Source organism: methane-oxidizing endosymbiont of Gigantopelta aegis, from assembly GCF_016097405.1.
Taxonomy (GTDB): domain Bacteria; phylum Pseudomonadota; class Gammaproteobacteria; order Methylococcales; family Methylomonadaceae; genus Methylomarinum.
The window spans coordinates 1,944,872-1,958,067 of sequence record NZ_JAEHGD010000001.1; the positions used below are offsets into that span (position 1 = coordinate 1,944,872).

19 protein-coding genes and 1 tRNA gene are annotated in these 13,196 nt (G+C 42.4%); 11 read left to right on the top strand and 9 right to left on the bottom strand.

Features of this window, described 5'->3' with window-relative positions:
* Positions 1-11 precede the first annotated feature (11 nt).
* Positions 12-599 carry a UbiX family flavin prenyltransferase gene (locus JEU20_RS09815; protein ID WP_281066811.1) on the bottom strand — a complete coding sequence of 196 codons (588 nt, stop codon included), beginning with the start codon at positions 597-599 and terminating at the stop codon, positions 12-14.
* Positions 600-604: 5 nt separating this feature from the next.
* The gene (gene pip / locus JEU20_RS09820; RefSeq protein ID WP_198245421.1) at positions 605-1,552 is read right to left on the bottom strand and encodes a prolyl aminopeptidase; all 948 of its coding nucleotides are present in this window, start codon (positions 1,550-1,552) and stop codon (positions 605-607) included.
* A gap of 220 nt (positions 1,553-1,772) precedes the next feature.
* On the opposite strand from pip, the gene JEU20_RS09825 reads away from it, so the two are divergent.
* The 3 genes from JEU20_RS09825 (at position 1,773) to JEU20_RS09835 (ending at position 4,591) form a co-directional block, all read left to right on the top strand.
* The gene (locus JEU20_RS09825; protein WP_198245423.1) at positions 1,773-3,173 is read left to right on the top strand and encodes a hypothetical protein; all 1,401 of its coding nucleotides are present in this window, start codon (positions 1,773-1,775) and stop codon (positions 3,171-3,173) included.
* A gap of 5 nt (positions 3,174-3,178) precedes the next feature.
* On the top strand, positions 3,179-3,679 hold the full coding sequence (locus tag JEU20_RS09830; protein ID WP_198245425.1) for a hypothetical protein: 501 nt from the start codon (positions 3,179-3,181) through the stop codon (positions 3,677-3,679).
* Positions 3,680-3,826: 147 nt separating this feature from the next.
* On the top strand, positions 3,827-4,591 hold the full coding sequence (locus JEU20_RS09835; protein WP_198245427.1) for an inositol monophosphatase family protein: 765 nt from the start codon (positions 3,827-3,829) through the stop codon (positions 4,589-4,591).
* A gap of 50 nt (positions 4,592-4,641) precedes the next feature.
* On the opposite strand, the gene JEU20_RS09840 is transcribed toward JEU20_RS09835, so the two are convergent.
* Together JEU20_RS09840 and JEU20_RS09845 are read right to left on the bottom strand one after the other, a co-directional pair.
* The gene (locus JEU20_RS09840; RefSeq protein ID WP_198245429.1) at positions 4,642-5,643 is read right to left on the bottom strand and encodes a hypothetical protein; all 1,002 of its coding nucleotides are present in this window, start codon (positions 5,641-5,643) and stop codon (positions 4,642-4,644) included.
* 94 nt (positions 5,644-5,737) lie between these two features.
* Complete coding sequence (locus tag JEU20_RS09845) at positions 5,738-6,646, bottom strand: MBL fold metallo-hydrolase (protein ID WP_198245431.1); 909 nt, start codon at positions 6,644-6,646, stop codon at positions 5,738-5,740.
* Positions 6,647-6,843: 197 nt separating this feature from the next.
* Here JEU20_RS09845 and ychF point away from each other — a divergent pair, with 197 nt between their 5' ends.
* On the top strand, positions 6,844-7,935 hold the full coding sequence (ychF, locus tag JEU20_RS09850) for a redox-regulated ATPase YchF (protein WP_198245433.1): 1,092 nt from the start codon (positions 6,844-6,846) through the stop codon (positions 7,933-7,935).
* A 72-nt stretch (positions 7,936-8,007) separates the two neighbouring features.
* Positions 8,008-8,085: transfer RNA gene (locus JEU20_RS09855), tRNA-Met, on the top strand.
* A gap of 207 nt (positions 8,086-8,292) precedes the next feature.
* Here JEU20_RS09855 and JEU20_RS09860 read toward each other — a convergent pair.
* From JEU20_RS09860 to JEU20_RS09870, 3 genes are all read right to left on the bottom strand, one after another.
* Positions 8,293-8,844 (bottom strand): hypothetical protein, encoded by a 552-nt coding sequence (locus JEU20_RS09860; RefSeq protein ID WP_198245435.1) that lies wholly within the window; start codon positions 8,842-8,844, stop codon positions 8,293-8,295.
* A gap of 43 nt (positions 8,845-8,887) precedes the next feature.
* Complete coding sequence (locus tag JEU20_RS09865) at positions 8,888-9,082, bottom strand: transposase (protein WP_281066813.1); 195 nt, start codon at positions 9,080-9,082, stop codon at positions 8,888-8,890.
* Between the two features lie 91 nt (positions 9,083-9,173).
* Positions 9,174-9,371 carry a hypothetical protein gene (locus JEU20_RS09870; RefSeq protein WP_198245439.1) on the bottom strand — a complete coding sequence of 66 codons (198 nt, stop codon included), beginning with the start codon at positions 9,369-9,371 and terminating at the stop codon, positions 9,174-9,176.
* Positions 9,372-9,421: 50 nt separating this feature from the next.
* Here JEU20_RS09870 and JEU20_RS15915 point away from each other — a divergent pair, with 50 nt between their 5' ends.
* The 4 genes from JEU20_RS15915 to JEU20_RS15930 are packed head-to-tail and all read left to right on the top strand — an operon-like array spanning position 9,422 to position 10,977.
* Complete coding sequence (locus JEU20_RS15915; RefSeq protein ID WP_425356693.1) at positions 9,422-9,631, top strand: transposase; 210 nt, start codon at positions 9,422-9,424, stop codon at positions 9,629-9,631.
* Complete coding sequence (locus tag JEU20_RS15920) at positions 9,592-9,759, top strand: hypothetical protein (RefSeq protein WP_425356694.1); 168 nt, start codon at positions 9,592-9,594, stop codon at positions 9,757-9,759. Before JEU20_RS15915 ends, JEU20_RS15920 begins: the two co-directional genes overlap by 40 nt.
* Positions 9,746-10,246, top strand: coding sequence for a hypothetical protein (locus JEU20_RS15925; RefSeq protein ID WP_342590517.1), 501 nt, complete (start codon positions 9,746-9,748; stop codon positions 10,244-10,246). Before JEU20_RS15920 ends, JEU20_RS15925 begins: the two co-directional genes overlap by 14 nt.
* Entirely contained in the window at positions 10,243-10,977 is a 735-nt protein-coding gene (locus tag JEU20_RS15930; protein WP_198244948.1) for a DDE-type integrase/transposase/recombinase, read from the top strand. Before JEU20_RS15925 ends, JEU20_RS15930 begins: the two co-directional genes overlap by 4 nt.
* Here the strand turns inward: JEU20_RS15930 and JEU20_RS09880 are convergent.
* Entirely contained in the window at positions 10,949-11,368 is a 420-nt protein-coding gene (locus JEU20_RS09880) for a helix-turn-helix domain-containing protein (RefSeq protein ID WP_214657298.1), read from the bottom strand. The two genes, JEU20_RS15930 and JEU20_RS09880, sit on opposite strands and share 29 nt — an antisense overlap.
* Positions 11,369-11,624: 256 nt before the next feature.
* Here JEU20_RS09880 and JEU20_RS09885 point away from each other — a divergent pair, with 256 nt between their 5' ends.
* The gene (locus tag JEU20_RS09885; protein WP_198245443.1) at positions 11,625-11,870 is read left to right on the top strand and encodes a hypothetical protein; all 246 of its coding nucleotides are present in this window, start codon (positions 11,625-11,627) and stop codon (positions 11,868-11,870) included.
* Positions 11,871-11,931: 61 nt separating this feature from the next.
* Here JEU20_RS09885 and JEU20_RS09890 read toward each other — a convergent pair whose 3' ends face one another.
* On the bottom strand, positions 11,932-12,204 hold the full coding sequence (locus tag JEU20_RS09890) for a transposase (RefSeq protein ID WP_198245445.1): 273 nt from the start codon (positions 12,202-12,204) through the stop codon (positions 11,932-11,934).
* Between the two features lie 354 nt (positions 12,205-12,558).
* On the opposite strand from JEU20_RS09890, the gene JEU20_RS09895 reads away from it, so the two are divergent.
* Positions 12,559-13,188 carry a PEP-CTERM sorting domain-containing protein gene (locus JEU20_RS09895; RefSeq protein WP_198245447.1) on the top strand — a complete coding sequence of 210 codons (630 nt, stop codon included), beginning with the start codon at positions 12,559-12,561 and terminating at the stop codon, positions 13,186-13,188.
* Positions 13,189-13,196 lie beyond the last annotated feature (8 nt).

Sequence of the window (13,196 nt, forward strand, 5' to 3'; positions counted from 1 at the left end):
GCATTTTTAGATTAAAGTCCTGTCCACTCCTGATGAAGATTGGCTTCTATGCCAAACATTTCCAGAATGCGACCGACTGCTTCATTGACCATATCCATCACTGAATCGGATTTATTGTAAAAAGCCGGCATCGGTGGATATAGGATGGCGCCCATTTCCGTTGCCGTTACCATATTGCGGACATGGGCCAGATTAAGGGGCGTTTCGCGCGGCATCAGCACCACTTTTCGGCGTTCTTTAAGTTGTACATCGGCCGCGCGTGTAATCAGGTTATCGCCAAAACCATGTGCGATGGCCGCCAGGGTTTTCATCGAGCAGGGCGCGATAATCATGCCTTCGGTTTTGAACGAGCCACTCGATACGGCGGCAGCAATATCATTGATACCATGAACCTGGTCGGCCAGTGATTCGATGTCGGACTTTCTCATATTCAGCTCAAATTTCAGGTTGACCAGTCCGGCTGAGGAAATAATCAAATGACTTTCCCACTCATCTAGAGTTTGCAAAACCTGTAACATTCGAATGCCATAAATAGCGCCTGTCGCGCCGGTCAATGCGATAATTAAGCGTTTTTTGCGCGGTTTCAATCGTGTTTCCAAAATACTCAAACCTGTTGTAAAAAATTATCAGTGGCCGTGATTAAGGCGTCAATCATTTCATCGCCAGCGGCAATATGGCCACTGTTTGGCAAAATTTCCAATTTGGCTTTTGGCAAGGCCTTTGATAATGAAAATCCGGCTTCGGCCGGGCATACCAAATCTAAACGACCATGAATGATATGGGTGGGAATATGTTGGATGAGGTGACAATTATCCAGTATTTGGTTGTCCTCAATGAAATAATGATTATGGGCGTAGTGCAGTTCCATGCGGACTTGCCGCAGCAGTGTTTCATCACACTCAGCCTTTGCCGTATCGGTTGGATACAAAGGTCCTAGGGCGGTTTGTGCGCCCCAGTCGGCCCAGGCTAAGGCGGCGGCTTCACGCTCTTCTTTATGTGATGAAAAAACCGCCTGAACCAGGTGCTCCAACAGGTGTTTAGGGTGTGACAAGCGAACACTTGACACCAATTTTTGCCAACATTCAGGATAGATGCGCCCCGCGCTACCTTCAATAAACCAATCCATATCACGTTGCCGGGCCAGGAAAACGCCACGTAAAATGAGGCCTGCGACCCGTTCAGGGTACTGTTGGGCATAGAGCAAGGCGAGTGTTGCGCCCCATGAGCCTGCAAATAATAACCATGTAGAAATCTTCAGACGTTTGCGGATGTTTTCCAAGTCATTGATTAATGCTTGGGTATTATTTTGTTCAAGTGCTCCAAATGGGCGTGAACGACCGCTGCCGCGCTGATCCAGTAAAATAATATGGTATTGTTCTGGGTTGAAAAAACGCCGATGCTCGGGGCGACAACCAGAGCAGGGACCGCCGTGCAAAAACACAACCGGAAAGCCAGCAGGATTTCCACATTGCTCGACATAAACTTGATGAATGTCATCAGTATCGAGGTAAAAATGATGAAAAGGATCTATTTCGGGGTAGAGTGTTTGCATAGCGCGTGATCAAAATAAAGGGAGATTATTATACGCTTCAGATAGAAAAAATAGATAGATACAGACCGCGCTTTTGTTACTTGATTTGAGCTTGAATACACAGCTTAGGTTGCTTCCACAGATGATTTCAATAATGGCCGTTTCTATATTATGTCGGCTCGGTGTATACTCTGCAAATGAGGTAATTATGATTTTTTTGCGACTTTAGGGATGTGATTTAATGGCTGATAAAACAGTAAGTAAGCATTTGATTCAACTCGAAAAGCTCTTTGCCAGTGGAAACCCCGCCTTGCAAACAGCAATCAAGACTTTTCACGAATTAGATCAGCTTGAATATGATTTAGGGCTGCTGGATGAAAATGACACGACAGCTCGCAAAGTATCCTGGTGGCCGATTATCAGTACGATCGGCGGACATTCACCGTCGAAAAATGAATTTTTAACGCGTTTTCTTAACACAGAAGCCTATAGTAATCCACATAAATTCACCGTGTTTCAATACACGGCGCAAGCTTCTTCGGTGACGTTGCCGGGGACTGCCGTCGATGCTGATCATCGCTTACCGTTCTATCAAATCAGTCGCGATATTGAAAATATTGCCAAAGGGGAAGGCGCTAAGATCAATGCCTATCTGGAATTAGTTACGGTAAATAGTGATATTCTTAAAAACAGGTTGTTGATCGATACACCGGTTCTGGGGACACATGAAGACAATAAAATCATACAACTATTGACCAACCGGACGATTGCCATGTCTGATCTGGTTTTGGTGTTTAGTGATTTTTTCGAGGCCGATTCCGAGCTGATTAAAGAGACGGTAAATACTATTGTAGAAAATCAGGACAGCAACAAATTCCTTTTTGTTATCGACCACTCTGAGCTCAGTCTCGATGCCGCTAGAACGGCTGAAATCATTGGAACTTGGCGCAGACGTCTAAGACAATTAGGCATCAACACAGGCGAATTTGTGGTGTTGACGCAAACAAACGAACACTCCACCATTCAACGTCGGATCAATAATCTGGAAACTGATCGCGCCTATCGGATTTTGGCGGTTTTAGAGCAAAATATTCGGGCCGTTGAAGATGTTCATGTTCCAGAAGTCAGAAAGGCGGTTGAAACCTGGAAAGATCGAACCAATATGACGACATTAATTGTTTTGGGCTTTTTGGTGACGATTCTGTTATTTGCCGAAATTACGATGGGTATTTTGGATATATTGATCGATCCGATAATCGGCCCGATATTTTTGTTGATATTGATAGCGATTTTATTGCCCATACATTTGGTTGTCGGCAAGGTTCATGCAAAGTTAATCGTTGAGACATTGTATTCACGACAACGAAAATTGAATATTCCCGAAAATCTGGCCGGTATGTTTGAGAAAGGACTAAGCTTCTGGCGGATTATTTTGCCCATAAAATCAACAATTGCAGAGAGTAAGAAGTACCGCAAACGTATCAAACAACTACTGGAAAAAACCAAAGACTTGGTTCAATCATTGAATGATCAATTCAGCCATTTTCAAATAGATTCATCAGCGTCAACGTCTTATCAGCCTTCCTATGATGATACTGAGACTTTCGACATTAATAACAATAACAATAATAGTCTTGAGTAACCGATATGAACTATTTAAAACAGTATCTGCCGCTCTGCTGGTTTGGTGTGAATCCGCTCGATTTACCGATATCGATCCAGTTTTTTAAACAGAACCTGTTTTTTTATTTTGCCTTGGAGCTGTTTACCCAGGCGAATATGATTGAAACCTATGAAGCGTTTTTTGAAGTCACGATAGAAACCATACTGACGGTTTGTTTTATTGCGCTTGCATTGGCGGTCAACAGAACCTTTGATACCTTTCTTCCGGTTGTAACGGCTGTTTTGTTCAGTGAGAATGTGGTTGCTGTCTTAGGTTTGCCGACCATGATCTGGTTGACGATGACCGATCATGAGGTGAGTTATATCCTGATGTTTATATTGGTTGTTTGGGATTTTTTACTGGTTGCGTATGTGTTTCGGAAGGCGCTGGGCATCAATAGATTGGCATCGTTTATCGTTTCCTTCTTTTATTTTTTTTGTACCTACGGTGCAGCCTATGGCATTACTTCATTGGTTATTGGCTAAACCAACGTCATATCACTTTTCCGTAATGAACATTATAAACATCAATGCGCCTGCGCCTTGTCTCTTGATGAGTTCAGCTTCGCTTGCCAAAGCCTACAGCGCACGGTAAAGTGCCTGGCTTGTGTTTACTTTGATATTGAAGACTTTATGCCTATCTCACCTGCCATCGCTGAAAATATTATTCGCCAAGCTGGAAACATTGCGCTTGAGCATTTTAAAGACTTAACCACCCTTGAAGTTAATAAAAAAAGTTCACGTGACTTGGTGACAGAAGCAGATGTCGCGGTTGAAGCTTTTTTAAAGCAGGCTTTAAACGATGCTTACCCGGAATTTGGTTTTTGGGGGGAAGAAAGCGGCCAAACTGAAAACCAGGCTAATCGTTGGATTGTTGACCCGATTGACGGTACCCATTCTTTTGCTAAAGGCCAGTATTTCTGGTCAATCAGTGTTGCATTGGAGCTGGAAGGGGAATTGCCGTTTGGTGCGGTCTACGCGCCGGCATTAGATGATTATTATTATGCACAAAAGTCTCAAGGTGCATTCAAAAATGGGAATGCAATACATGTTTCTGATGAGGACAGCCTAGATAATGCCATGGTCGCAACGGGTTTTGCCTGTTTGCGTTCATATCTGGAGGATAATAATCTAGAGCGTTTTGCTCGTATTGCTATGAGAACCACAGGGCAACGGCGGTTTGGATCGGCGGCGATGGATTTATGTTTAGTTGCTGATGGTCAGGTCGATGCGTTTTGGGAGCAGGAATTAAATCTGTATGACGTGGCGGCGGGCGCGTTGATTGTCAAAGAAGCCGGTGGCACGGTGACCGATTTTAAAGGACAAGAGGGGATTTTTCCCAAGCAAATTCTGGCAACTAATGGCTTGTTGCTGGATCAGATCCTGGCGTTGATGTAAATATATTCTGCGAAAGTATCATACTTTCGCAGAATAGGTATAAAACAGGTTCAAGAATAATTTTCATTTAATTCTTTCTCAAGTAGGGATTGAATAAGTGTGTCGTAATGTCGCCGCAGATTGAAATCGGTGGGCTTTGGCAGGCCTAATTGCTGTTCTAATTTGAAGCGTAATTCGGTGATAAAGTGTCGCCGTAAGGTGCTGTCTTCTGGGATAGTGACTTTTTTTATGGTCTGTGACTGAACGGCAATGAGGGCTGCGTTACTGTCGCTTCGATCGGTTAGCGCTTGAAGTTTTTCAATCAATTTAGATTCTAGCAATTGATCGTAATGTCGTTTGAGCGTTGCATCGGTCGGTCTCGGTTCAAGCAATGCTTCTGTCTCAGCTAATAATTGTGTCATGAAATGGCGTTTCAAGGCGCTATCCTGTGGCACGACTTCGCCAAACATTTCGGCAATTTCAATAAGTTCATGCAATGGTTTACGATAACACCGTGTAATGGAAGGTATGCCAGAGTCGTTTTCTGAGGTTTTAGTGTCAGGCGATGGTGTTTTGGTAGAAAAGGTTTTTTCATGTGCATCGACATGTTGTTTGAGCGTTTCCAATGCGTGACGGCCGTGTTTCAGTTTGCGTAATGACAAAACCAGAAACAAGGAACCGATAAGCGCAAATGCAATCGAAGCCATTGCGATTTCATCAAGTTGTTGCTGATGCATATAAACAGCCAGTGCCAGGTAGCCAACTAGAATAATAATGATAAAGGCAACAATCGCTTTGACTTCCCCGGCAATAATATCAACACTGTCTTCTTTGACATGAAGTTTAGGCAAACCGACTTTTAAAAGGTTTTGCGGGTCACGGGTATCGCATTTGAGGTCCCGTGCCAGCGCGAGTGTATCGTAATCCTGTTTTATCCGTTTATGCCGTTTACGGCTTTTTTGTAAAAAATAAATAATAACCAGCACAGTAATAAACATCGCTAATAGAATGAGCTCGAGTGCTGGGGTTGTATCTTTTATGTTATTCAGAAAATCTTGTTTTGAATTAAACATACTGACCTCCTCATATAGTTTTATTATTTTATTTATAGAGAATTTGAGTATCTCTCTTAATTCATTAAAAAACAAGTCTACTTTGCCTGATTTGTCAATATCCTGGATGAAATATATCCATATCATTAGCAAATAAAACAGTCCCTGAATATTCTTTTGCGATCTGTTTTCGGGTTTTTACTTCCTGGCCAAAAGTGCGCGTCATCCGATGAGATAAAACCAGTTTTTTAACCTTGGCTTCAGCAGCAATTCGACCTATTTCAGAAGGTGGCATGTGTAATTGGCGCGCAACACCTTGAGCCTGTTCAGGAATGGCATGATGTGCAATCAATAAATTGGCATGTTGGGCTAGTCCTGCCAAGGTATGGAACTGGTTGTTCATATCACCTGAAAAGACCAGTTTACAACCGGCTATATCAATCTTCCAGGCTAATGCGGGTAAGGGCCCATGATGAACAGGAACTGCGGATAATGCCATTTGAGCATTGCGATAGACAAAGCGTACCTGTTTCTTGGTGACATCAACATTTCTTACCTTGATATGATAGCTAGCTTGGCTTGATGAATCTATGTATGCATTTAAATAAGGATAAAGACCTGTGGAGGAAAAGAGTCGCTCAATAAATTTATCGGTAGCAGGTAATAAGGAATTTCCGGTGGGCCCAAACACAGCAAGATCACGATGACGGCCTGTGAAATAAAATCCTTTTATTAGGGCCGGCAGTTCGGCACTGTGATCGACATGCAAATGAGAAAACAACACAACACTTAGATCATTCGGGTTGGCATTACTTTTTTCATAATTGAGCATGGAGCCTGTGCCGGTATCCAGCAAGATAATTCCCTTATCATCCAGCCAGATTAAATAACTGGTCGATGCGCGCTGATCTGTCAGCTCAGGACCACCTGAGCCCAATACTTGGACCCGCACGCGATCTTTCTGGCATGTGGCCTGGGTGGCCAGGCTGAATAGCATTAAAAAAATGATTGAAAAAGTTTTCATGACATATCCCCGTTTCCTCTTTATCTCAAATAGTGATTATGTCGCACTCCAGGTATTCGTTCAATGGCGTTACTGTTTTATAAAAACTTTAAACGCCTGTTATAATGCCGCTTTATTTTTGATTCAGTCCACTGTTATGGGCGACATAATAGTTGAATCAATCGCTCTCCTATCTAACGTAAACTCAAGAGAAATCTATGGCACTTCATTGTGGAATAGTGGGATTACCCAATGTTGGGAAATCCACTTTGTTTAATGCTTTGACCAAAGCGACTATCGCCGCGGAAAATTACCCTTTTTGTACGATTGACCCCAATGTCGGTGTCGTTCCTGTACCCGATCCGCGCATGGATAAACTAGCGGAAATCGTGAATCCGGAAAGGGTTCTACCGACCACAATCGAATTTGTTGATATTGCAGGGTTAGTTGCTGGCGCATCTAAAGGCGAGGGGTTGGGTAACCAATTTCTGGGGAATATCCGCGAAACCGATGCCATTATCCATGTTGTGCGCTGTTTTGAAGATGATAACGTTGTTCATGTGGCTGGTAAGATTGACCCTATTGGTGATATTGATGTGATCAATACCGAACTTGCTTTAGCTGATATGAATACAGTCGAAAAAGCCTTACAACGTGCGGCTAAAGCATCAAAATCAGGCAACAAAGATGAATTAGCCAGAAAAAATGTGTTGGAAAAAGTATCCAAGCACTTAGATCAGGGCTTACCGGTTCGAACAATGGAGCTAACAGAGGATGAACAAGAGCTGCTTAAAGAGCTCTGTCTGATTACCCTCAAACCCGTATTATATGTGGCCAATGTGCAAGACGACGGCTTTGAGAATAACCCTATGCTGGATCAAGTCAGTCAGTTAGCCAAACAAGAAAATGCCCAAATTGTTCCGGTTTGTGCCGCTATCGAAGCCGAGATCGTTCAGCTTGAAGAGAGTGAAAAAAAAGAATTTCTGGATGATTTAGGCTTGGAAGAGCCAGGCTTAGATCGCGTTATTCGTGCCGCCTATGATTTACTTGATCTTTCCACCTATTTTACGGCAGGTGTGAAAGAAGTTCGCGCTTGGACCATTCCGAAGGGTGCTTCGGCACCGCAAGCGGCTGGCGTGATTCATACCGATTTTGAAAAAGGCTTTATTCGCGCCGAAGTTATCGCCTATGAAGACTTTGTGGCCTTTAAGGGGGAGCAAGGCGCAAAAGATGCCGGAAAATGGCGGCTGGAAGGTAAGGACTATATCGTTCAGGATGGCGATGTCATTCACTTTCGATTTAATGTTTGACACTAAAACGATTACTACCTATAATACGCGCTCTCTCATCGAGAGCGTACTTCTTTTTGAAGGTTCTATATTGGCGGCATAGCTCAGTCCGGTTAGAGCGCGGGATTCATAACCCCGAGGTCCCAGGTTCGATCCCCGGTGCCGCCACCATCTCAGCATCCACCAACGTCCAAGAAAGTCCTGAAGCCAGCATTGTAGCTGGTTTTTTTATGCCTGAATGGTACGATAACGTCCATCAATGTTTGGGGGCATCCACGCAAAAGAGGGGTTATATTCTAATCCCTAAGGATAGCCGTACTATGTATTTGTTTATTCCGAACTCAGGTTTGATCCGAAATTTTTTCTAAGCACTTACTTTTATAGATCACCATTTTTAAAATCATTTATAAAATAGCTGAAATGTTCCGGCGTCACAGGTGACAAGTGTGTTCTAATCAGGATGTTATTGATAAAAATATCAAAATCTGCCTGATAAAGTAATTTTCCAGTATTTTTAAAGTCCTCTTTTCTGACTGCAGGAAAAAGCTTCATAATATTTTTATGATTATAGGCAAGGTGGTTTGCATTAATTGCATCTTCAATCATTTTCCTGAACCTTTCCCTATCCTCGACCATGATATTCTTAATGGGCTCATATTTTTCATAGAACACGGTTTCCATCTTTTCTTTACCGTATTCCTCGACTTTTTCTACCCTGATATTTAATCGCTTTAGTCTACTCTTAAGTTCTTGAATGTTTGATGGTTTTATACGTTCTCTTGATAAATAATCATACGTGTTGTCCGAGGATATGGTGTGGCCTTCACTCTTTGGGTTTATCGAGCTGATCTGTTGAACGGGTGAATTAGCGCTATCATTACAGCCTATAACAAGAAACACAACCTCAATTAAGATGATTAATTTTTTCATTTGTTTGAGCAATCTAAATATTGGGCTTTGTTGCTATAAGTGGTTAGCAAAAAGTTAAGTTGTATTCCGAGCTAAATCCCTTATGAATTTTATCGATTTCATTTTCTAATTCCTCAGGCTCCATTTGTTTAAAGGGCAACCATTCATATTTTATTTTACGCCACAGCATTTCAATTCGGTTCAGCTCTGGCGAATAAGGGGGCAAAAAGTAAAATTCCATGCCTTCCTCTTTCAGCAATTCCCAATAGGGAGCGAGTTTTTGCTGGTGTGAATCGAAGCATTATCTAAAATCACTACCAAGGGTTTGCGTATTGTTTTAATCACCGCCATCAAAAAGCAAAGAAAAACAATCCGGTAACACTTCTCCAAAGCTTTGCCAACATGAGTTTACCGGATGAAAACATAGCCCCTATTAAATTAAGTCGCTGGCCTCGTTTGGCCGTGACACAATGTGTTTCACCTTGTTTAGTCCAGGCTGAACGATTCGGTGGTTGCGGCATAAATCCGGCTTCATCGACATAGGCCAACTCAATCTCACCTTTTTGAGCACGTTCAATTAATTGCTCAATCTCTTGCTTTGCTCGTATTTAGCCAAGAATTTAAAGTACAATCAGTAGAAAAAGCATTATCCAGAAGACCAGAACAATCGCTAAAGCAAATTGCAGTTACTTTAGGTGTGGGTTACTCCACACTTCAAAAATGGATTCGGTTAGCTAAGAAAAATCAACTCGAAAAACAGAGTCAAACATGTCAAAAGAAAAAAGCCCTCAAGATTGGAATACAGTAGAACGTTTTGAAGCCATTGTTCATTGTCATCATCTCACCGATGATCAGGCTAGCGCCTATTGTCGTGAACAAGGCATCTACTTACATCATCTAAATACCTGGAAAGCGGAATTTTTTGTCAGAATCTAAATCAACAGAATCCGTATATAAACAGGCGCAAACAAAACTCAAACAAGAAAACAAGCGTTTGCATAAGGAGCTAAACCGCAAAGAGAAAGCGTTATCAGAAACAGCGGCTTTACTGGTGTTATCAAAAAGTGCCAAGCGATCTGGGGGAAAAGGCGGCCGATTAATCGCCTACTCAGATCGCCAACACTACAGCGCACTCATTGATGAAGCCGTTGACAATGGAGCGCGGCAGAAATTAGCCTGTGAACTGGTGGGTATATCAGCTCGAACCTATCAGCGTTGGAACCGGGGAGAAGGACTCTCAGAAGACCTACGACTGCACAATACAGCGCCTGTGCACAATCAATTATCCGAGGCCATCAAGCAAGAAATCATCACCGTGATTAATAAACCGGAATACAGCGCTTTAACGCCGCATCAAATCGTTCCGAGGTTATTGGATTTGGGCTGCTATCTCGCATCAGAATCAACCTTTATCGTGTCATGAAAGCCCACAACCAGCTTAAGCACAGAGCTAAAGGAGCCGCAGGTCAGCATAATAAACCGCAGTCACTCAAAGCCACACAGGCCAATCAAATCTACTCGTGGGATATTACGTATTTATTAAGCCCCGTCAAAGGGCAGTATTTTTACCTCTACATGGTGATGGACATCTATAGTCGGAAAATCGTAGGCTGGCAAGTTCATGATGCCGAATCAAGCGCACACGCTGCTGATTTGATCGAAGATATCGCTCGCCGGGAAAACATCGACAAAAAGCAATTGGTGATACATTCTGACAACGGCAGTCCGATGAAAGGCGCAACATTAAGGGCCAAATTGGTCGATTTAGACATTGCCACGTCGTTCAGCAGACCTCGTGTCAGTAATGATAATCCTTATTCAGAATCGTTATTTAAAACAGTCAAATATCATCATACCTTTCCAGAAAACCCTTTTAAAACATTAAGCGAAGCCAGGAACTGGGTTGAAGCTTTCGTTTGTTGGTTCAACAATGAACATCAACACAGTGCGCTCAAGTTTGTAACACCCAACCAACGCCATAACGGCTTAGACAGCGCCGTACTCGAAAAAAGAAAACGAGTCATCGAGCAAGCAAAAAGAGACAATCCAGAGCGATGGAATGGACGACAAACACGAAATTTAACGCCCATTGGCCATGTTTATCTTAATCCGGATAAGGAAAATTTCAACACAACAGAATGTCAAGCAGCTTAATAAAATTCATTTCGTAAATTATTGCAAAAAATGCGACAGGTTGGTTGACATTTAGCGCATTTAGCGATAAATACCGTGAAGTGAGTGCTTCTTCTGTAACCCATTGCGACAGTAATTGCTGAGCTTCCAGTGAAATTTTTTGGGGCGCTCCGCTACGGGGACTCTCGGGTAAACTGGCAAAGCCTTCTTTGAGCCAGCGGCGCCGACGCCGTCTGATCGATTCAACATGATGTCCTTGTTGCTTTGCAATGTCTGCTGTACTCATTCCTTCATGAAGAAGTTTTATCGTCATTGCTCGATCTCGTTCTCGCCAGTCACTCCCCTTTTTAATAATCGTTTCCAATATTTGCAATTCTTCTTCTGATAGCTCTATAGTCACTCGGATAGGCATGGTTATTTCGTAGGTAAAATTGCTATTTTACACAACCTAACTTTAATCTAAACACTTAATTATCCATAACCAATTGATTTTAAAAGAGATTAATAAAATTGTTTTATTTTGTAACTCTCTGATTTAAAAGTATTTTTTGATTTAGATCAATAAATATTTAAAACTATTTGATTTTCTCTGGCTCAATGCATAGATTGAATACCTGTCATTTATATGTGACAGACAGTATCGTTATCAAATCAAGTAGGAGGCTATCATGAACAAAATCACTCCACATTTAATCAGAGACTTACATGCAACCTTGCCCGCAGGAACAGAATGCTATTTATGTGATCAGGTCAGAAGAGCATTGGCAAAATATAGGGGGGCTGATAGTTGGCAAGCTATTGAAAAAAATCAAGCGGTACATCTGCTGGCTAAACAATTAGGCCGTGGTTTAAAAAGATTTTTGAAGCCAGAAATCCAACAAGAATTAAAAGCATTACAAACAAATGAGCACTAAAGCTTTTGATAGAGGTGGGTTATCTGCGATATAGCCCACCTTTTAATTCGAGCATCAAAATTCAAAGACTTAACCCTCCTTTGTCGTCTTGTTCATCTAATTGCTTTAATAGACCCGGTAAGACTTCTGAATCACCGACACTATTGGTCGTCAACTCGACAGCCACGACCTCTTGACTTTGTGTATCAACGGCTACATGGAGTTTTCGCCAGGTGCGGCGCTTACCTGCGCCGTGTTTACGCACTTTCCATTCATCTTCATCATGCACTTTCAACCCTGTCGAATCGATAACCAGATGCCGGAGTGTCCGGCTACCAGTGGGGTAACCGAACATCCAGAGCTTGTTGACGCCGGCTTAAGGCACTGTAATGCGGGACTTTGATAGCCATATCTGAATACATCATCGGACTTACTCGATACCCTGTTTGAACAGAGCCTGATTGTAGGCTGACCAGTTGTTTGCTTTGTAGGGCGGTTTCTTTTTCTTATCCATGTCACTCAATATGGGGTGTATTTTGTTTTTTGCAACAAAGCCAATCTATTATGTCAGTAAATTTTACAGTTTTGTGTTGTTTTCCGCTGTTTACCAAGTAAACTTAATTAAGTTTTTGATTTAAAAGAAACTCTATTTTTTTGGTTTAAGAATTGCTATGAATCATATTGCATGTTTCTAATATGGGGAAAAATAATGTTGAAGAATAAAATATGTACCCTGGCCGTTGTGGCCGGGCTTTTATCGGGGGGCGGCGTTTCAGCGGCAGGGCTGCAAAACGGCGATTTTTCCAGTAATTTCGATAACTGGTCGGGGCAGGTCGATTATATTGACGATTATACCGCGTCACAAATGAATGCCGTGACCACGCCCGATTTTTTCACGATAGAAGGTACCGGAGGAGAGGCCAAGCTGAGTACAAATTATGACTTCATTACTGGTATTGGTTGGGCGGTAACGATGTTTCAGGACTTTACTATGCCAACCCTGTCTGCAGCAGGTAATTCCCTGTGGCTGGATTTTGATTTTATGGTGCAACTCGATGACATTGCTGGAGGTGATAATTGGTTTGCTCAAATCGGTGATGGCATTGGACCCTTGATAGATATAGATATTGCTGGCGCCGGCCCATTTGATGTCACCAGTTTTGCCGGGTTAAATGTACAGATTCTGTTTGGTCTTGAAAACATGGCAGGTGGCGATGACTGGCTTAAAATAGATAATATTACGATTACTGAACAAATGCAGGCTAATAATGTGCCAGAACCTGGGGTATTTGCATTACTGGGCTTGGGAGTATTAATGTTACGGCGTAAAAATTCCTGACACCCCAA